The sequence below is a fragment of the Acinetobacter sp. 802_lipA genome, assembly GCF_058242885.1.
This window is the reverse complement of sequence record NZ_JBZAYP010000003.1, coordinates 1-20484: the sequence shown is the minus strand read 5'-3', so window position 1 is coordinate 20484 and position 20484 is coordinate 1. Positions and strand designations below refer to the sequence as shown.

Annotated in this window: 21 protein-coding genes and 1 other annotated feature; of the genes, 11 read left to right on the top strand and 10 right to left on the bottom strand. The window is 35.3% G+C overall.

Features of this window, described 5'->3' with window-relative positions:
• The first annotated feature begins 51 nt into the window (after positions 1-51).
• From AC4CU3_RS18905 to AC4CU3_RS18890, 4 genes are all read left to right on the top strand, one after another.
• A protein-coding gene (locus AC4CU3_RS18905; RefSeq protein ID WP_171553505.1) for an IS3 family transposase occupies positions 52-1271 on the top strand; the annotation gives its coding sequence in 2 pieces (ribosomal slippage) (positions 52-328 and positions 328-1271; 1221 coding nt in all).
• Positions 327-443 (top strand) — a sequence feature (AL1L pseudoknot). Its footprint overlaps the gene before it by 117 nt.
• Positions 1272-1463: 192 nt before the next feature.
• On the top strand, positions 1464-2075 hold the full coding sequence (locus AC4CU3_RS18900; RefSeq protein WP_010700378.1) for a recombinase family protein: 612 nt from the start codon (positions 1464-1466) through the stop codon (positions 2073-2075).
• Positions 2035-2295 (top strand): hypothetical protein, encoded by a 261-nt coding sequence (locus AC4CU3_RS18895; protein WP_010700377.1) that lies wholly within the window; start codon positions 2035-2037, stop codon positions 2293-2295. Before AC4CU3_RS18900 ends, AC4CU3_RS18895 begins: the two co-directional genes overlap by 41 nt.
• A gap of 486 nt (positions 2296-2781) precedes the next feature.
• Positions 2782-3911 (top strand): IS3-like element ISAcsp5 family transposase gene (locus AC4CU3_RS18890; protein ID WP_100228722.1). Its coding sequence is split into 2 segments (ribosomal slippage): positions 2782-3034 and positions 3034-3911, totalling 1131 coding nucleotides; the frame shifts between segments, so codons are not numbered across the junction.
• A 92-nt stretch (positions 3912-4003) separates the two neighbouring features.
• Here AC4CU3_RS18890 and AC4CU3_RS18885 read toward each other — a convergent pair.
• The 3 genes from AC4CU3_RS18885 to repM form a co-directional block, all read right to left on the bottom strand.
• Positions 4004-4885: a hypothetical protein gene (locus tag AC4CU3_RS18885; protein WP_005020924.1), complete on the bottom strand. Its 882-nt coding sequence runs from the start codon at positions 4883-4885 to the stop codon at positions 4004-4006.
• 214 nt (positions 4886-5099) lie between these two features.
• Entirely contained in the window at positions 5100-5615 is a 516-nt protein-coding gene (locus AC4CU3_RS18880; protein ID WP_490738494.1) for a plasmid replication DNA-binding protein, read from the bottom strand.
• A gap of 78 nt (positions 5616-5693) precedes the next feature.
• Positions 5694-6623 carry a replication initiation protein RepM gene (gene repM, locus AC4CU3_RS18875; RefSeq protein WP_490738493.1) on the bottom strand — a complete coding sequence of 310 codons (930 nt, stop codon included), beginning with the start codon at positions 6621-6623 and terminating at the stop codon, positions 5694-5696.
• Between the two features lie 1271 nt (positions 6624-7894).
• On the opposite strand from repM, the gene AC4CU3_RS18870 reads away from it, so the two are divergent.
• The 3 genes from AC4CU3_RS18870 (at position 7895) to AC4CU3_RS18860 (ending at position 10706) form a co-directional block, all read left to right on the top strand.
• Complete coding sequence (locus tag AC4CU3_RS18870; protein ID WP_490738492.1) at positions 7895-9625, top strand: type IV secretory system conjugative DNA transfer family protein; 1731 nt, start codon at positions 7895-7897, stop codon at positions 9623-9625.
• Positions 9626-9628: 3 nt separating this feature from the next.
• Complete coding sequence (mobC, locus tag AC4CU3_RS18865; protein ID WP_490738491.1) at positions 9629-10378, top strand: MobC family replication-relaxation protein; 750 nt, start codon at positions 9629-9631, stop codon at positions 10376-10378.
• Between the two features lie 67 nt (positions 10379-10445).
• The gene (locus AC4CU3_RS18860; protein WP_490738490.1) at positions 10446-10706 is read left to right on the top strand and encodes a hypothetical protein; all 261 of its coding nucleotides are present in this window, start codon (positions 10446-10448) and stop codon (positions 10704-10706) included.
• A gap of 541 nt (positions 10707-11247) precedes the next feature.
• Here AC4CU3_RS18860 and AC4CU3_RS18855 read toward each other — a convergent pair.
• The 7 genes from AC4CU3_RS18855 to AC4CU3_RS18825 form a co-directional block, all read right to left on the bottom strand.
• Entirely contained in the window at positions 11248-11550 is a 303-nt protein-coding gene (locus AC4CU3_RS18855; RefSeq protein ID WP_490738489.1) for a helix-turn-helix domain-containing protein, read from the bottom strand.
• Positions 11543-11899: a type II toxin-antitoxin system RelE/ParE family toxin gene (locus AC4CU3_RS18850; protein WP_490738488.1), complete on the bottom strand. Its 357-nt coding sequence runs from the start codon at positions 11897-11899 to the stop codon at positions 11543-11545. Before AC4CU3_RS18850 ends, AC4CU3_RS18855 begins: the two co-directional genes overlap by 8 nt.
• Before the next feature lie 116 nt (positions 11900-12015).
• Positions 12016-12960, bottom strand: coding sequence for a P63C domain-containing protein (locus AC4CU3_RS18845; RefSeq protein WP_490738487.1), 945 nt, complete (start codon positions 12958-12960; stop codon positions 12016-12018).
• 196 nt (positions 12961-13156) lie between these two features.
• Positions 13157-13471: a BrnA antitoxin family protein gene (locus AC4CU3_RS18840; RefSeq protein WP_490738486.1), complete on the bottom strand. Its 315-nt coding sequence runs from the start codon at positions 13469-13471 to the stop codon at positions 13157-13159.
• A complete protein-coding gene (locus tag AC4CU3_RS18835; RefSeq protein ID WP_058870606.1) occupies positions 13458-13745 on the bottom strand; it encodes a BrnT family toxin in 288 nt (95 codons plus the stop codon). The genes AC4CU3_RS18840 and AC4CU3_RS18835 overlap by 14 nt, the downstream gene beginning before the upstream one ends.
• Positions 13746-14593: 848 nt before the next feature.
• The gene (locus AC4CU3_RS18830) at positions 14594-14899 is read right to left on the bottom strand and encodes a helix-turn-helix domain-containing protein (RefSeq protein WP_005020909.1); all 306 of its coding nucleotides are present in this window, start codon (positions 14897-14899) and stop codon (positions 14594-14596) included.
• Positions 14883-15203 (bottom strand): hypothetical protein, encoded by a 321-nt coding sequence (locus tag AC4CU3_RS18825; protein ID WP_005020911.1) that lies wholly within the window; start codon positions 15201-15203, stop codon positions 14883-14885. Before AC4CU3_RS18825 ends, AC4CU3_RS18830 begins: the two co-directional genes overlap by 17 nt.
• Positions 15204-15509: 306 nt before the next feature.
• Here AC4CU3_RS18825 and AC4CU3_RS18820 point away from each other — a divergent pair, with 306 nt between their 5' ends.
• From AC4CU3_RS18820 to AC4CU3_RS18805, 4 genes are all read left to right on the top strand, one after another.
• A complete protein-coding gene (locus AC4CU3_RS18820) occupies positions 15510-16091 on the top strand; it encodes a fimbrial protein (RefSeq protein WP_005020913.1) in 582 nt (193 codons plus the stop codon).
• Positions 16092-16112: 21 nt separating this feature from the next.
• Positions 16113-16823: a fimbrial biogenesis chaperone gene (locus AC4CU3_RS18815; protein ID WP_005020915.1), complete on the top strand. Its 711-nt coding sequence runs from the start codon at positions 16113-16115 to the stop codon at positions 16821-16823.
• Between the two features lie 63 nt (positions 16824-16886).
• On the top strand, positions 16887-19409 hold the full coding sequence (locus AC4CU3_RS18810; RefSeq protein ID WP_323806872.1) for a fimbria/pilus outer membrane usher protein: 2523 nt from the start codon (positions 16887-16889) through the stop codon (positions 19407-19409).
• Complete coding sequence (locus tag AC4CU3_RS18805) at positions 19410-20453, top strand: fimbrial protein (protein ID WP_005020919.1); 1044 nt, start codon at positions 19410-19412, stop codon at positions 20451-20453.
• The last annotated feature ends 31 nt before the right edge of the window (positions 20454-20484 follow it).

Here is a 20484-nt window from a genome sequence, read left to right as displayed (position 1 = left end):
GTGAATCGTACCGGGTTTGTCGGAGAGTCAATATTCTGAGAGACTATCCCGATGACAAAATTAAAATATACCCCTGAAATCAGAGAAAGAGCGGTTCAATTATTGATTGAATCTGAAAAAGATTATCCTTCTACTTGGGCTGCAATCACAGCAATTGCGCCTAAGATTGGTTGTACTCCTGAAACACTTCGTGCCTGGCATCAAAAGCATTTAGATCAGCAAAATCCTATTAAAGTACAACAGATATCTGATCAAGAAAAAATGAAGCAAATGGAACGTGAAATTAAAGAATTAAAACGTGCCAATGAAATTCTACGTAAAGCAGCCGCTTTTTTCGCCCAGGCGGAGCTCGACCGCCCACACAAATAATGGTGGATTTTATCCATAACAATAAAGATCGATATGGTGTTGAAGCGATTTGTAGAATTTTACCGATTGCAGCTTCGACCTATTATCGGGCTTTAGATCTCGTTGATAACCCAGAACATCGAGCGAAACGTGCTCTGCATGATTTACATCATGCAGAGCAAATCAAACGTATTTGGAAAGAAAGTTCAGGTCGATATGGTGTACGTAAAGTTTGGCAACAATTGAAACGTGAGGGTTATGTTATTGCACGTTGTACAGTTGCTCGATTGATGCAAAAGCTAGATATACAAGGTGTTTGGCGTGGTAAGAACAAACAAACTACCCGCAGCCGAGATGATCAAAAACGGGCAGGTGATTTAGTGAAACGGAATTTTAGTGCTGATCGACCTGACCAATTATGGGTCAGTGACTTTACGTATATTCAAACCAATTCTGGCTGGGTCTACACCGCATTTATTATTGATGTGTTCTCACGAGCAATTGTTGGATGGAAAGTATCTACACGGATGAATACAGATATGGTGCTCGATGCACTTGAGCAAGCATTGCACGATCGAGGCATGCCAAAGAATGTGATTCATCATTCCGACAGAGGTGTGCAATATCTTTCCATTCGCTATACCAATCGTTTAGAAGCAGCAAATTTACGAGCATCAGTCGGTACGACTGGTGATTCATACGATAATGCTTTGGCTGAAACGGTGAATGGCTTATACAAAACAGAGGTGATTGAATATCTAAAAGCAGATTGGCAAGGTTTAGCAGATGTACAACTTGCGACACTAAACTGGGTAGATTGGTTCAATAAAAAGCGTGTACACAGTGCACTGGGTTATGTATCGCCTTTTGAGTTTGAAGCAATGTACTATGATAAGATTAACCCGTTAGGTCAGGTGGCCTAACTTAAATAAAAAAGTCTCCGACAAACCCGGTACGGTTCAGGGCTCCCAAGGCATGGTTTTCAGTCATGCTTTTTTTATCAAAAGAGTATAGCTGAATGATAACGAGCCAAATAACATAAAATATCTATCATTAAACTTAATGCAATAATTAAATGATAGTGTTATCATTAATCTAATAGAATTAATGATTAAATGATAAAAATGAATACACGTATTTATCTACGAGCTTCAACTAAAGATCAAGATGCAGAAAGGGCTTTGCAGATTCTTCAGGATCTAAACCAAAACTTGAATTTGGGCGAAACCATTGTGTACGTGGAAAACTATAGTGGTACGAAGTTAGACCGACCTGAATTGAATAAGCTACTGTCAGAAGCAAATCAAGGTGACACCTTGTTGGTTGAAAGTATTGACCGATTATCACGCCTAACCCAACAGGATTTTCAAGAGCTGAAGCGCAGGATTCAGGAGAAAGGACTTCGATTAATTGTGGCAGATCTTCCTACTACCTACCAAATGATTCAAACCAGTGACAGCATTACTCATTCAATCTTGGAACTCATCAACAATATGTTGATTGATCTCCTGGCAACAATGGCCCGTCTAGACAATGAGAAACGTATAGAACGTATTAAGCAGGGCCTGGAACGTTCGGGTTACAAGCCAACAGGTAAGAAAGCCAATGAGGCTAAGCACAAACGAATAAAAGAATTGCTAGCATCTGGCAATATGACTAAGGAAGAAATTGCCAAAGCAGTGAATTGTGGAGTTGCAACTGTCTATCGAGTTGCTAAAGTCATTTAAAAAGGCTTGTATCAGTGCTTCCCTTATGTCATATCTATTTACAAAGGAGCAAGGCATTCTTAAAGGTCAAAAGACGGAATTAATGATGAAAAAGCATTTGATTTTCCTTGTTTTTATAGTGATGGTTTTTATTTTAGCTCTAGTTGTAAAGATTAATAATGATCATAAAAAAGGGCAAGCATTAAAGAAATTGGAACTAGTTGAAAAGCAAATCCATTAGGTAAAAATTGACTTATACTTATTTAAATAACGCTAATAACTAAGCCCAAAAAACACCTAGACCCAGTGCTATACACGCTTAGTTTTTTATATTTCAAAAGAGTATTTTAGCAAATATCATAAAAGACCGGTCTATTCTCAAGCCGGTTTTTTATATCGCAGAGTATCATGGCTTCATCATAGATATATGAATATTAAGATAAATAAAAAGCCCTATAGTCTCTCCCGTTACTATAAGGCTTATAAAACGCTGTAATTTTTTCTTAATTACCTACTTTTCGATGTAGGTTATGAATATATTTTACCTATTGGTAAAAATAAAGATATAAGACAAAAGATGAATACCTTAGGAATTCCGCGTAAAAACTACTAATTTCGTATAACCGCCATTATGTAAAATGATGTGGTTCTAGGATTTTAGACCACGTCTATAAGTGATAATCTACTCCCCAATAAGCATGGGAAATGCTTGTTTTTGGAGTCAACCATGACACGAAGAAAACGTCGTAATCATTCAGCAGAGTTTAAAGTTAAAGTTGCTCTCGCAGCAATTAAAGGCGACCACACACTCGCTGAACTTTCTACTCAATTCGATTTACATCAAAACCAAATCATCGATTGGAAAAATCAACTGCTTGAGCAATCAATCAATATTTTTTCACGACCAACAGCACAACAAGAACCTGAGATTGACCTCAAAGCTTTACATGCCAAGATAGGACATCAGGCATTGCAAATTGATTTTTTAGAAGGTGCGCTCAGAAAAATAGGGCAGCTGAGCGGCAAAAAATGATCGATAAGACCCATCAACTTTCGGTACGACAACAATCGCAATTGATTCAAATCAATCGCAGTACGTTGTATTACAAGCCCAAAGAGATTTCATCAACTGATTTGAGTTTGATGCGTCTAATCGATGAAATTCATCTCGACTACCCATTTATGGGCAGTCGAATGATACGAGATATGCTACAGCGTCAAGGGCATCAAATAGGTCGGCGTAAAGTCCGACGTTTAATGCGCTTGATGGGAATACATGCTTTGTATCCAAAACCCAATACCAGTAAGCCTAATCTTGCACACCGTATTTTCCCATATCTGTTGAAAAACATGGTCATCGATCACTCTAATCAAGTCTGGTGTACAGATATCACGTACATTCCTATGGCTAAAGGCTTTGTCTATCTGTGTGCAATTATAGATTGGCATAGTCGTAAAGTACTGGCTCATCGAGTATCGATCAGTATGGAAACAGACTTTTGCATAGATGCGTTGCAAGAAGCAATTGTGAAATATGGTTGTCCAGAGGTATTTAATACAGACCAAGGCAGTCAATTCACAAGCGAGGCATTTTTGAATGAGTTAAAATTGCGAAATATCCGTATCAGTATGGATGGGAAAGGACGATGGATGGATAATGTGATGATTGAGCGGTTATGGCGCAGCTTGAAGCATGAGGAAGTCTATTTGAAGGCTTACGATACGGTTAAACAAGCGAAACAATCAATTGCTGAATATTTGGATTTTTATAACACGATACGTCCTCATTCAAGTTTGAATAAGGCAACACCGGATGAATTTTATGATCAACATTTACTAAAAGTAATGGCAGCATAATTTAAATATTTAGAGCGGATTTATCACTTATAAAACTGAATTGAGTGGTCTAATTAACGGAACCACATTAAAATGAAGGTTTATAAATAAAATTAGCCCCCTAATTCTATTTTTCCATGACAGTGTTTATATCTATAACCACTATTACATGGACATGAGGCTGCTCTACGACTAGGAACTGGTACTAAATTCCAATTTTGACGCCATTTTATTCCTAAATTCAACATCATACCTACACCACAATTATATGAAAAATTTCGTATAAATTGATTTGTTTGAATGTTTGTACCTTTTGGTGAAACTTTTATGTCTATACCAGATACTTCAAAGTTAATTTCAGAAATAGTTAGAGGGAATTCTAAGGAATCAGGAGCTTCTATATCAAAATTCTTTTTAAATAATTCTTTATTATTAATGACATAAAATTTAATTGATAGAAAATCTCCATTTTCATATTTAATTTCAATTTCTTTACCACTAGGGGGGCACTTAAAATCAATAGGAGTTCCTATATTTTCCCAGCAGTTATTCCTCATTACTAAACGCTCTTCCTTAGACACACTAAGCATTTCAACATTTAGCAGTAAATAACCACTTTCATCCCTTGTTAAAGAAACTACATCATAATTATCAATTACAAGTGCGCGAGGTGTTTCATAGTAGAAATTTCCCCCTACTACGGTTAATAATTTATTTCTCCGCCATTCAAAATTGCCTTTTACTTTTTCTGAATTAACCTTATTTTTTTTAAACTCTACTAATTGATCATTGGTATAAGCATAGTTATCAGCATTTTTATGATGCTGTGTACAAAGAGCAATCATACCCTCTGGTCTGTGATGATTTTCAATACTCCAAGGCGGATCGAAATGATGCCATTCGAGATAAGGGTTTCCACAATTAGGAACAGGACAACCAAATCCTACCTCCTGTCTAAGAGTTTGAATTACTTTTTTAGGGGGCGTCCTATTCATTGATGATCTACCATGTGATTTTTTAAATTGTCTAAAATTAACATAATACACCTTATACGAAATGTGTTATAATTATCTATAGAAATCAATGCTGTAGTTTCTAGTTGATAGCCCATCTTCCCCAAGATGGGTTTTTTTTATGATTTTTCACGTTCCACGCCTATTATTTAAGCAATGTTTCACGACTTTGTTCATATTAGTTAAACAATCGTGGTTAATCATAGGGTCTAAAAAAACGGCTCCAAAAGCCCCTTTTTTCCGGTTCCTGTTCAATGTGCTCCGGTACTGGAATCCGCTTATTCTGCGTTTGGATCTCAGTTTTACCTTCAGTTGATTGCTCAGGTAGTGGGACTTCAACAGTCTCTTGAGGTGGTGCAACAGGTGTTGGATCTTCCATTTTTGGCACTTTTGGAGCTTCCAGTAGGCGTTGCATCGTCTCGATCTGATTTTGGTAGAAAGACTCACGATCTTTAGCATCATCAAGCTGATTTTTCAGCATGTCTATTTGTTGTCTAAGCAGTAAAACTTCTGCCGAATTTGGACTGTCTACTTTTACAAATTCTTTTACATCCTGTTTTTTGACTGGTTCTCCAAAAACACGGATAGCTTCTGCTAGATCAATCTTATTCTCAGAATTTTTACTTAAAATTCCTTTCTTTATGTTGTTGTAAATCGTTTGTCTATTAATGTTGTAAAGCTTGGAAAGTTCAAGAACTGTAAGGGTTTTCATTCAGTAAACCTATGCCTAAACTTGTAAAAAGTTACTGTCTATTAGACTGTCTAATAGACAAATGATCAAGTTTAAATTTCAGGTAGGAGCAAAGCCAACTTTTTGAAGATAAGGGAATAATTCTTCGAATTTTTGGGTATCTTTAAGCATTTCTGCAATGCGTACAGCAAATTGTTCAAAGCTTTCTGTACCTTGAGAATATGTATTCATTTCAGGAAGTCTAGAAAGCTTATTAGCAAATAGGTGACGCTGCGGATCGGTTATTTTCGAGAAATAATCTGAGGGATTTTCACTTGTGATTACTTTTTTCGATGTATCTTTTTTCTGTCTAAAAGTGAACGAAAATCCTGAAATAGTACGTCCTTTCTTATGTTGTTCATACTTAGCAGTGATATCTGTTAGTTCATTTATTTGATTCAATGCAAAGTCTAAAACATAGGTTTTAAAGTTACTCATAGTTTTATATTGATGAGGTTCAACGCCTAATTGTTGTCTAAAGATAGACAGATCAAAAACGGGAGTTTTTCCTGCTGACCTCCATTGGATCAGTAATTCATAGAGTCGAATAGCATAAGAACTAGTTAGGCGTGAGACCTGTTCTAACTCATATTTAGTAAAATTCTCTTCTAGTCTGGTTATAAGAGGAACGATATCTTGAGTGAATCTTAAAAAAACAATTCCCGACTGAGCCTCATAACCAATTTTATCAACCCAACGGCAATGGAAACTACGATCCTTACCTGTTTTAGGATTAACATCATGGTATGTGACGTATCTATCGAAGAGGCTTTTTGATGCATCTCTAAGGACTGTATAGGCAGTATGTTTTTCAACATTGAACGTATTTATATAGCTACTGGCATGTACCTCTAATAAGCTATTTTCTGTTATCCCATGACCTGTTTGTCTTGCTTCTGCTATAGCTAGAAGAATTAAACGCTGTTCAACAGTATCTAACGTATAGCTAGCTTGAATTAAGGCATTATCCTTAACAATTAATTCACTCATTTCTAATAATAAATTTATAATTAAACTAGGTTGTACAATAGACTATTTAAATAAACGTGTCTATTAAAATTATTAAGGTCGATAAACCTAGCTTTAAGGTCGATAAACCTAGCTTTAAAGGTCGATAAACCTAGTTTAATAGGTCGATAAACCTAGTTTAATAGGTCGATAAACCTAGTTTAATAGAAGCTATAACGCTTTCTACACAAGGCTTTCAGCTCATTTAAAAGCATTTAAAAGTATTTAAAATAATTAAAAACCCAGATCGTGAAAAATTGCCCTTGGTTTTCGCTTCGCTCAAACTCTATTGAATCTCGCTTTCGCTCGATTCGAGGGGCAATTTTTTAGTTAATATTTTCGTGACTTTAAAAAAACAAAAACAACTCGGAATTCGCTTCGCTCATAATTTTTTATACTCGCTACGCTCAGTCTAGAAGCTGAATCTTAGCAGTTCGCACCCTTACGGGATGCTCTACATCTAAGTTTTAGAATCGAAAAGAAGCTTGTAATCAGGGAAAAGATTAAGGCAAATTTTTACTGTGGCAGCTCGTAGACACTCGCTTAAAACTCATCTTTGAGAAGCAAAAGAAAGATATATCAGCACTACGTATCGGCATTACCTATGTGCCTGTACGCAGTGCCGAGTCGAGGTGCTAAAAGTGTTGACTCGATTCACGGTAACGCAACCGCTACGCTACCCTCTGAAACCATGCTATCGCTAGGTTTCAGCCCGAAAGGGTTCGGGACGGGTTTGCTAAAACGCTAGGGCGTTTTTACCTCTTACAAAGTCCCCGTCGTTGCGCTACCGCGCACGACCACCCCCTTACTGAAAAGTATTGAGCTTCATATGCTACGCAATGAACTCAACGGACTTTTTTAACCGTAAGAGGGTGGTCGTGCGTTCCTTACGACGGGGATGGGCTAGCCCCCCACTTCAAGGTCAGGCGTTGGGACGCCTTAAAAAATGGGTGCGCTTCGCTTCCATTTTTTCCCTCTCGTGGCTCCCCCCTTGTCCTCTCCGTTGGGACTTCGAGGATGCTTCACTTTCGTTCAGCCCCCCTTCGGGGCAACCGCGTATCCAATTATGGAGATTAAGAAAAATATTAATTTCCTCGATTTTTTAAGGATTAAGATTATTTTTTAAACTACACAATATACCGCAGATTTAACATACTTTTATTATATATTTCAAATGGTTACGTTAAATTATTTATTGTCTTTTTAAAAAAACTAAGTATATTAATTTTTATTCTTGAGCTTGGATGATTTTTATGTGGATTTTATTGCTAGTTGCTATGGGTTTCGTATTAATCATTTTTGCTGGTGATATCTCAGTTTTTTTGAATACCTTTTTCGCACACCCATTCCGACACCTAATGTCTGTTTTTGTTGGAATGTTTGCTTTTATAGTGTTAAGTGCGAAGCCAAATGAAACAGATTTAAAAAAATTGGGTTCGAAATTTTCTTTTTATGCTTTTTTCTTATGCTCAATTGCCTTTTTTATTTTATGGATAGTTGCATATTGGTTGGAAAAAGTGAGTAGGAATGAACTTTGGCTTTTCTTAATTTTTGGTACAACTGGCTTTTTTATTTCGATTTTATTTGACCGATTGTTTACACCTACATGCGAAAAAATACAGAAGTTTTTTACTCAAGGTGCAGGAACCGCGCGAGATCAAAAGACAGATATTCGAGATATTGAAAAAAGTTTTAAATCGATCCTTAAATATGATCCTCGAAAGTTTTTTTCTCATGACAAGTGGTTCTTCGGTTTAGATCCTAAAGGTAAACCTATTTTTTTTAATGAAAAAAATCTTCCACATACTCAAATCACAGGAACCTCAGGGTTTGGCAAAAGTGTATTACTTGGTCTTTTAGCTTTCCAAGCAATATTAAGGCGTGAAAGTACGTTCGTTAATGATCCTAAACATGGGGGAGATCAATGGTTTCCTCTTGTATGTCAACTAGCAGCTTTAATAGCAAAGGTACAATATTATTTTTTTGATCTCCGTTGTAATGAAGCTCAACTGAATCTTTTTGAAGATGCTACGCCCGAGCAAATCGAAAATCTCTTAATTACTGGTTTTTTACTCGAAGATCGAGGAGATGCTGCCGATTATTACCGTGGTAAAGACCGCAAGATGGCGAGATTTGTGGGGGAAAACTATCAGCCTGGACTGACAGCAACCCAGATTAGCCAGGAATATGATCAATATTTTAGAAGTAAAGAAAATGAGGCTGAGAGTTTTGCCAATCAACTACAAGAAATAGGTCGGGTTAAAGCAGTCAATGCAACTAAAGGTATTTCATTAAAACAAGCTATGGAAAATGGTGCTGTTGTCTATATTGCTGGCGATTGGGAAGATCCCAAGTATGTCAAAGTACAACGAATGATTCTTGCCCGGATTGTTCAAATTGCGAGTGAACGAGATAACAGCCTTGAAGAACCAAAGCAAGTTTGCGTCATCCTTGATGAACTCTCCTTCCAAATTTCTAAAATCTTTGGTGACTCACTTAAAGTTATCAGAGATAAAGGGCTGCATTTCATTCTGGCTCATCAAAGTATTAATGATTTAACTAATGTCCCGGAAAATATGGATGCAAATGCATTTGCAGGTTCTGTTTTAGCAAATTGCCCTCTAAAGTTTACGTACCGCGCTGCGGACCATGAAACGGCTCAATATTTTTCAGATCTTTCAGGGAAAATTTTAGGAGATGATGAATCTCGCAGTACTGAAAAAACACTGAGTTTGACTGATCGAATTGTTGGTGAAAAACAGATCCGCCAGTCCGAGCGGAATCTAATAGATATTAATATGATGTTATCACTGCCTCCCAAGACAGGGGTCTTATTTGGAAATGGCATTGCCAAAATATCTACCGTTTATCCGATTGAAGTCGAAAAAAATTCTGATTCAAAAAAAATCAGAAGCTTTGATAATCCTCAAACTTCTGAAAAATCAGATCCAGATACCTCTTTATTTTTCGGTGAATTGGAGTGAGCTATGTCTAATTTAATTAACTCAAAAACAGAACGCTACAAAACCAAAACTGAGAAGAAGATAAAGATTCTCTCTCTCCTACTTGAAGATGGATACGGCACAGCAAAAAATTTGGCTCTGCTTTTAAAAATGACACCAAATGGTGTTCAAAGGATCCTGCTGAAGATGGAAGCGAATGAGCTGATTAAAGCTCATACTGTTGATTTTGAGCTGAGTTCATGGAATCAGAAAATTTGGGGATTAACTCCGACTGGAATGCTTTTAGCAACACCTGAAGATGAGAAATTTAAATTTTTTGAGGTGAGTCGTGTGAAGCCCATTACTATGGCACATAGTTTGGCTTTACAGCGCGTTAAAGTGCTTGCAGTTAGTCAGGGGTGGATTGAGTGGAAAAGTAGCTCTAAGATGCTACAGAACGCAAATTTGAGCCGTTCGACATGGTTGCAAGTCCCGGATGCTGTTGCAATGTCTCCCAAAGGGCGAAAAATTGCAATTGAGCTAGAAAGAACAGTGAAAACACCAAAAAGGTATGTCGAGATCCTAGCCAATTATGCAGAGATGCTTTCATCCGGAATCATTGCTGAGGTGATTTATATTTGCCCGGAAAATATTGCAAAAAGATTAGAACGACTATTCCACAGAATCGAAAAAATTATTTTTAGAGGAAAGGCTATACCAGTCCCTGAAGGCCTATTGAAGCGTTTTTATTTTGTTACATATGACGAGTGGGATGGGAAAGCTAAAGATTTTTAAGGTAATAATTTTTAAGCCTATAAAGTAGGTTGAAGTGATTAGAAAATTTTTAAATTAGAGGTTTCAAATGGTTGAAGTTGAGTTGAACAAAATACAGCAAAATATAGTCATTTTAAAATTGCATGGAACTGTAAGTTTTACGCTAGAAGAAAAGAAGTATAAGGAATTGATTCTAGCTTCAAAAGCATCGGAAGGGTCTGATAATTATTGTTTACATTATCATGGATTAATATGTGAAATTTCAGAACAAGCGGCTAACGAGCTTATTGATTTAGGTGCAAAGGTTGTTCAGTTAGAAGATCTAATAAACTTCCGAATATCAAAATAGAAATGCCTTTGTTACAGGCATTTTTCATAAAAAAACGTTATGTAAACTTAGAGTACACCCCAAAGTAACGTCATGACAGCAAAAATCCTTAACCTAAAATCAATGGTTTAGAAGCCGTGAAACATCCTATTAGCAACGATTAAAACAAGTCTTAGATTTATACGTGACAATAAAAACCCAGTTCTATGCACTGGATTTTTTTATTTGGTGCTTACAGTTCAAATTGGCTTTGTTGCATAAATATGTAAGCATCTGATTTAAATAAATTTAATTTTGGATCAAAAAATAATCAAAACTTTTAAAATCATATAGTTATGAAATCTTTGTGCAACAAAGCCCAAGAGATCTAATAATATCTACAGGGCTGATAGTAACGACATCTTTAAGCATAAAAATATTTACAGCTGTAATTCTAGCAATGATAGGTAAAAGTCCTATCAATACTGTAAAAATTAGCCAGATATAAATTTTTTTCATTTACTAAAGACCTTACATAATGAAGCCAAATTGTTATTTGTTTATATAGAGTAGCTGAAGCAAGTTACACATTAAATCCTATATGTTTGCCTGTTGGAAGCTCCACATCAATACGTAGCTTTCCGCCCATCGCTTCAACATATTTCTTCATTGTTGAAATTTTGAGATCATTCCCACGATTTTCTATTGCTGAAAGTGAAGGCTGTTTGATACCAAGAGTTTCAGCTAATTCTTTCTGAGAAATCTCTAACTCTTCTCTAATAAGATGAAGTTGATTTTCTAAAAGTAGTTCATCCGCAATTTTTTGAATACGAGCTTGACTCTCTGGAGAGCGACTAGCCAATAATTCCTGTAAGGTTTTAGCCATTAGATTGGTCTCCTAGGATTGAGAGATGAATTTCGTATTGCTGGTCTGCAATGTCCAGCATCTCTTTATAAAAACGCTTTTTACCACCTTTATCACCGATGCACAGCACAATTGCCTGTCGTAATGGATCAAATGCGAAGAAGGCTCTCAGAGGTTTACCTCGATGCTGAATACGTAGCTCTTTCATATTGGTAAATTTGGAGTCATACACGGTATCAACTAAAGGGCGACCTAAGCTAGGTCCCTGCTGTTGTAGAACGACTAAAGCGGCTAAGACTTTCTCTTGTGTTGATTCGTCTTGTTGTTCAAGCCATTCATTAAACAGATCTGTCGTGATGACTGTCCACATATCACAACCAAAATATAGATTATAGTCTATATATTATAGCTAACTCATTCAGTTTTCAAATGGCAATAAAAAAGCCAGACATAGTGTCTGGCTTTTTTATATATGATGTTTGGATATTACTCTTCTTCATTCGAATTTAAAGCCATTTCAATCTGATTAGAGTTCGGCTTAGGCTTAATTTTTTTTTCAAAAACGCGTCCAAAATTATCTCTGAAACCATCTATATCATCAGAAAGCTCCATTACTGTGATTAGTTTAGTAATGTGCTTTTCTAAGTGAGGAATGCCAATATCACCACTTAATAGTTGATGATGGCGTCTAGATCTATTTCCATTTTCATTTTTGGGATTCTTTTTACGTAATTCTTCGAGCACACCTTCAGGAAGGTGCTCATATACATATTCATTAGTAAATTTACCTAGATACTTAGGATGTTTGAAGCTAAGAGCATCATATTCCCACCCATATAAACGATAAATTTCTTCATAATATTTTCGAGGGAACCTTGCTTGCCATTTTAGAAACTCTTCAGAAATATACTTACTTAGAAGAGTTTGAAGTTCATTCGCTTCTCGATCTAACTGATACCCAGTCGCTTCATCTACTAAAGCTGTAATACCGATTTTAGCTAGTGCCCTAATAATTATATTAGCTTGTGCAACTGTCTTTTTTTGACTTTCTAATATTATGTCTGGATCATCAGCAGCTCGAAGATATACATCGCAAACAGCAGGAATTAATAGAGCATTATATCCTGACTTCATTGCACCAGAATCACTATAATAATGAATAGGTTCTGCTAATTTTTTAAGTTCATCATCAACATAAGGGAGTAAGTTTTTTGCTCCAATGATCGATGGCAAATTTTCATTTCTTTTTTCCCCTTTCCTAGGTCTATCAAAGACATCAAAAAGTGCTGTCTGAGTAATAACCCTAGCCCCATTGCTTAATACTGCACAGCTTACTGTTTTTCCACCTAAGTTTAGATCGCCTTTATGTGTGCATTCTAAAATGGTAGGGACTTGTTTTTCAGTATTTTTTATTTCTAAATCAGAATCCATATTTACCTCTGGTCATCTTTTTTTTTAAATATAGTGACAATGTCACTAATTGTCAAACAAGTTTGTGACCAAGTCTATTTGTATTTAATCTTATATGGTTTTCTATAAGGGAGAAGGTTAGTGTTTAGTAAGAATTTCTAAAATTAACATAATACACCTTATGCGAAGTCAAAAATGGGAGCTTAAGCTCCCATTTTTACTGATGATTTTTTAATTCTTTGAGCATAGCATCCCGTAAGATTTCATTCATACGTGTTTGATAACCTTTTCCTTGTGCTTTGAACCATGCAAGTACGTCAGCATCTAAACGAATAGATGTTTGTTGCTTCACTGGACGATAGAATTGATTGTAGCGTACAGCATTACTCCAGTCGGTAATTTCAGGCATATCTGAGAGATCTAGCTGATCGTCAGGAACCGTTCCATTAGCAAGCAAGCGTTGAATTTCAGCATCTTGCTTGTCGCTAAATTTTTCATTCAGTTCTTTGCGTGAGTATCTAACCATGCTCATATCTATCTCGCTCCGCCCTAGTTACTTGTCTTGCACTAATGATTCGTATGATTTCACAGTCATCTTCATCAAAGATGGTGTGAGCTACTAAGAGCATTAGTACGCCTTTTACTTTTCCAATGGTTTGCCAACGTTCTTCACCATCGGTATGTCTGTCCTGAATTGAGATCCTTAATGGATCATCAAAAACAAGGCTTGCCGTTTCGAAAGAGACATCGTGTTTTTTCTGATTCTTTCGATTCTTTGCCTCATCCCATTCGAAATACTGTTCCATAAAAAACATTCAAATTTGTATATACAATAATGTATCACAAAATTGTATCACTCAAACTGAAATGCGTAATTTTTAGTCAAAATTATTGGCAAGAACTATCAAAAACGATCATAAAAAAGCCGACTTGTTTCCAAGTCAGCTTTTCGGGTTTGCGTCCCCGATTTTTTATAGCATAACTTTTTGAAATATAAAACTATTTTTATATGCGTTTCGTATAAGCTCTATTATGTTAAATGGATTAAAATTGAGTCATTTATCTGAAAGGACTTTTAAGATATTCCTTCACCATAGAAATAATTAATAGTGTACTAATCAAAACTAGAACTGCTATAAGAACCCAGAACATACAAACCACAAATATTAAACATTAATAATACAATAATAATAATATTTTTCTGATCATTAAGTAACTGATATTTAGATTATTTTACAAGTTCAGGTTTTTGTTAAGTTTTAATGGCTTTGTTGCATAAATATGTAAGCATCTGATTTAAATAAATTTAATTTTAGATCAGAAAATAATCAAAACTTTTAAAATCATATAGTTATGAAATCTTTGTGCAACAAAGCCTTTTCCCTTTGTATTCTTAATTGATGGAGATTTCACTTCACCTGGTAACAATATAAGCGTGTTATTTATTTTTTGGGATTTAGATGAGTTCCTTCTTCACTACTTTATCTTGGACTACTTATTTTGGCTTAGTTTTCTGTTGATTTGTTATTTATATCTCAAAAAGAGAAAAAATCGAGTCTAATCTATCTTGTAGCGTTCCTAAAATTAACATAATACACGTTATGCGAAGTCAAAAATGGGAGCCTTTAGCTCCCATTTTTACTATATTTTTTAATTAGCTAAGAGCTTCTCTAACAAAAGAAGGATCTTTGATAAACAGCTTAATTAAGGATTGTGCTGCTTTAGATGGTTTACGTACACCTTGTTCCCAACTTTCCAAAGTACGCACAGATACACCTAAAGTTTCGGCAAATTCACGTTGGCTTAACTCTGATTTTTGGCGAGCTAAAGCGACATCAGTCTGAGTAATGGTATAAGTTTTTACTGGAGCATTGGCAAGCATTTCATCTACTGCCATAAGTAATTCAGCACCAATATCTCGTTCAGCATCACGGCTTACAATATCATTTGAGCGATTCATTTAACTTCTCCACTAAAGCACGTAGTACTTTTTTATCGAGTTGATCAACAGCAGATTTCCCATAAATGGTAAGTAACCATATTTGTCCATTAGCTAGACGGTTGTAATAGATTACTCTGACTCCACCGCTTTTACCTGTCTTACCAGATCCCCAACGAACTTTACGTATTCCTCCTGAGTTAGGTTCTACATCACCAACTTCAGGATTGGAAGCAAGAAAAATTTTAAACTCGTTGTATTCTTTTTCTGTCCAATAGTCTGAATAAAACTTACTGAACAAAGATGTTTCGCATATTGTATACATCAAGCTTCCATACTATCTACTACTATGTAGTAATTTTATTGTACTACATAGTAGTACTTTATCAATGTTTTTTCTAAAATTTCGTATAACAGCCATTATGTTAAATGGAGGTAAATTTTATTTATATTTGTCAATAGAATTGAAGGTGTGATCAAGTTAACATTTATTTATTTTTGAGGTAAAATGATTAAGTATTGATCAAAAAAGAAATCTCATGTGATTTGTTTTTTAACTATTATCCATATTTTTAATAATGAAAATAATTTGATGATGTTCAAAATATTTTCACGTCAAAAGGTGTTTAAAATGAAAAAAATGAACTCAATGTTATTAGTTACTGCTCTAAGCATGGTAGGAATAACAAATTCTGCATTCGCGGAAGATGGTGTTATTACTATAAATGGTAAAGTAATTAATGGTACTTGTACACTTACAGGGTCTGCTGGTGCTACTGGCACAGCAAACAATGTTGCTGTGCAGCTTGATACTGTCCGTAATACCGCATTTACAGCTGCTAATTCAACTACAGGCACGAAAGACTTTACACTCACCGTAACAGACGGGACTGGTGTAGCTGGTAGTTGTGATGCCCTTACCATTGGTGCCATTAAAAACATTACTTTAAGCGGAACGGCTGGTACTAACTATGATTCAACCAATAAATCATGGTTAATTAACACAGATACTTCTGCACCAACGACTAAAGATGTATTTGTACAAATTCTTAATGTAGATGGTACAACACCAATTGATTTCTCATTAACAAGACAGTTAAGTGCTTCTACTACGGGTGCTTACGCACTTAAAGCTCGATATATTTCAAACAAGGCAAGTCCAGCCTCTCAAACTGTTAAAACTAGTATTAACTATACTTTAGAATATAACTAAGTTTTTAATTTGGAATAAATAATGTTGCGTACATGCCTTTTATCGCTAGCTATATTTTGTAGTCAATCAATTTTTGCTGGTGTCACAATAGATGGTACGCGCATTATTTTTCCCTCCAATGCCAAAAGTATCAGTGTGCAATTACGCAATGGACTTAGTACACCCGCTTTAGTACAGACTTGGATTGATAACGGAGACATTGATCAAATTCCCAATGCAGATCAGATACCTTTTGTATTAACACCTCCTTTATCTCGTGTTGAACCAAATAGAGGTCAGATTATCCGTATTATTCCAACAGGTTCTCCAAGTTTACCGCAAGACCGCGAATCATTATTCTGGTTCAATATGTTAGATATCCCGCCTGATGATCCGCAATATGTGGGGAAAAATCTTTTAACTTTTAATGTTCGAACACGTATCAAGCTATTCTACCGACCTTCAAATCTTAAAATGTCTGCAAATACAGCGTACGCTTCGATTAAGGCTAAATATAATCAATTAACTAAAGAAATTAATTTAAATAATCCAACGCCTTATTTTATTACGATTACACAAATGGATTTTCAATCTAAATCTGAGCATATGGAGTATAGTCAAGCCGTTATGCTTAAACCTTTTTCACAGCAAGCTGTGGACAAACTTACTGTGAATTTTTCTCCTGAAAAATTTTCTTATCAAATTGTGAATGATCTTGGTGGGAACCAGGATTTTGAAACTAAATTTGATTAAAAGTTTTGGCTGAAAATAAAGTGGATGAATAATAAATATCAGTGGGGGTGTCTTTATATTTTTATGGCACTAATTACAAAAGTGTATGCAGCTTCTAGTGAAGAAGCCCTTATACAAAATTTAGAAAAACCCTCAGCAAAAAATCAAACCCAATTTATGGCTTTTAGTTCAGCCTCTTTATTTGGTAGTAAAAATAAAGATGTAAATTTAGATTTATTCAGTACAGCAAATTATATTGCTGAGGGAAACTATATCGCTGATGTTTTAGTGAATGAGCGTTTACTTGGTGAATTAAATCTTCTTTTCAAGCATTTAGATGATTCAAACAGCGCAGTTCTGTGTGTAGATCCTATTTTACTCACTAAGTTAGATTTGCAAGATGATTATCTAAGACAAATTCAGAAAAAAGATTGTTTAACTATCAAAGAAATCTCTCCAGACGCATCTTATAATTTTGATATTTCAACCCAAGCATTAGCAGTATTTATTCCACAAAAATTTGTAAAAGAAAGACCACAAGGGTATATCGACCCTGCACGATTCGATAAGGGAGTTAACTCTGGTTTTTTTGGTTATAGTGCAAATTATAATCATACTGAAACGAGTGATGACCAATATTTAAGTCTGACTGGCGGGTTAAATATTAATGGCTGGTATTACCGACATGCAGGTAATTTTCAGTCAAATAGCCATTCTAGTTTAGGTAACTATCGTTCATATAAAAATGTTTTAAATCGTGATATTTTACCTATTCATTCACGGATCAGTATTGGTCAGTTTAATACCAATGCTTTACAACAAGAAAGCTTACCTATTGTCGGGGTACAACTGGCCTCGGACTTAAATATGCTGCCTTGGTCAATGCGCTATTATTCGCCTGTCATTGAAAATGTGGCTTATACCAATGCCCTAGTTCGTATTTTCCAAAATGGACAAAAAATATATGAGCGTACTGTCCCTGCGGGACCTTTTAAAATTACAGATTTAACCTCAACCTCATCGGGCAACTTGACTCTTGAAGTAATTGAAAATGGGGGTGAAAAGAAAATCTTTATTATCCCAATGCAAAATAGTTTTAATCTGCTTAGACCAGAACAATATAATTATAGTCTTGCTTTAGGTAACTATAAAACTATTGATAAAATAACCGAAAGTACCATTTTACAGGGTAGTTATAATTATGGTTTAAATAATTATTTGACCTTGTTAGGTGGTGTAAATCTGACAGAAAACTATCAAAGCATGCTCTTAGGTACAGGTTTAAATACAGCCATTGGCGGCTTTAACTTAATCGGAAACCTGAGTAAAGCTTCTATATTCTCCAATGATTATCAAGGACAACGTTTGTCTTTAGATTATATTTATAATTGGAATTCATATAATTTTAATGTAAATATTGGTGGTATTTTACAAAGTCAAAACTATTTGACGGTATCAAATGCACTGGCCTTGTTAAATTATGATGAACTAATTGATGATGAACAGACAAATTTAACATTAACTGCTGATTTAAAAAATCAATTTAATATTAATTTGAATAAAAGCTTTAGTAATGAACGTTTGGGTTCTTTTAGTTTTGGTTTTTTAACCAATCAATATTGGACTGATAAACCGAATCAATATCAGTTTAATCTGAACTATGGAAATGTATGGAAATTGCTGAATTATTCGATTGGGGTAAGTCAAACCAACTATGTGAATAATAGTACTAAATCAGATGAAAGTATTTACTTGAGTTTATCATTACCATTAGATTATAAAAAATCGAATATATTTGTAAATTCGAACTATCAGCACAATACAGTGCAAGATCAAACAAACGATAATTTTGGTGTAAATCTATCAGGTACTTTAGGTGAGCATAATAATATTAATTTTGGATTAGGTATTTCTCAGTATCAATCTAGCGACTCTAACTCGACTACATATAATGCGAATATCGGCTATTTATTACCGCAAACAAATTTAGCAGCGACTGTCTATAGTAATGGAAACGATACTCAATATTCAGTTTCTGCTCAAGGTGCGATTGTTGCACACTCTTATGGTATTACCGCAACTAATTCAGTTGCAGATACTTACTCTATCATACATGTAGAGAATGGTACTGGTGCGACTGTAGAAAATGCATGGGGTGTGAAATTAGATCGTTGGGGCAATGCAATCTATCCCAATGTATCTGCCTATAATCTGAATTCGATTGCGATTAATCCTGACCAATTGCCACCAGAAGTTACTTTAGATAGCAACCAAACTCAAGTTATACCGCGTTTATACAGTTCAACTTTAGTGACATTTAAAGCAAATGTGCAGTCAAATATTTTACTAAGAATAAATAATCCTATCGAAAAAATACAATTTCCAATGGGAAGTCGTATTGAAACTCAATCAGGTAAATTGGTTGGGATCATGGGACAGTCGAATCAATCTTTACTTAGTAATGATATCCGTGATTTAAACGAGCCATTAAAAGTTATTTGGGGGGATCAAGTGAAACAGAGTTGCCTGATTCCTTTAGAGGGTCTCTCCTTGATTTTAAATAGTAGAGTAACTCAACTGAGTATTGTTAATGTGGAGTGCCATTAAATGTGTAAGCAACTTTTGGGACTCATTATCATTTTATTATATTGTTCAAAAGCATATAGTTTATGTGGAACGGATATAAATCCTGTAAATTTTACAGCCACAATGGCAAATGCACTAAGTGATAATAGTTATCGCCAACTTTCCTTACAAACTGTACAGGTGTCTTCTCCACAACCTATTTCAGGGTGTTTTCTTAGTGGTTCAAGTGTCTTCAAAATGGAACCAAATACCGATCTGCTAACCTCATCAACGATCACTACAGGTGGATATACTTATTATCAAATTCCAGCAAGTTTCATTACACCGCTACCAACTTTTAATGTTTATATGGCGTTTAGTGTAAAAGATAATCAAGATAATGCTACAGAATATTGGGTTAATGACGCAACAACAGCATATACAATTTTTACAGGTACAAGTTCGACCCGAGGGATTCGACTAGAGAATGTTCGTCTACTTGTCTCTGGTATTGGAAATGCACAGGCGACATTTGTCATAAATAACCTAAGACTTGGGCAGCTTACCGCTCTTAGCGGAATTTTTCAATCAGCTAGTACAATCATTACATTATCCAATTCTACTTTTAAAATCACTAAAACAACCTGCGTAGTGAATAGCGGTGCAGCTATTAATGTAACTCTTCCAACGGTTCGCACGACAGATTTTACTTCCATTGGTCAAACATTAGGTGATACGACATTTACTATGAATGTCAGTGGCTGTAATGCAATTGATGCGAATAAAAGCCTAGTTGCACTTTTGACTGATAATAATAATGCAGCAAGCAATACTCTAGGGTTATTAAAAAATACTGGGACTAATTACTCTCCAAATGTTTCGGTACAAATAACGGATAGCAGCGGTTCACCACTGCCAATTGCACCTAAGGTAATAGGTAGTTCGAGTAGCTTTTTCAACTTTGGTACTATTGGAACAGGAGGTACGGTTTCTAAATCATTTAAGGCACGTTATTATTCTAATGCTATTCCAGTACCAGCGACTGGTGTATATGCTCAAGCAACAATTACGCTTATATATAATTAAATCTAAGATTAACATACAACATGTTATGTGG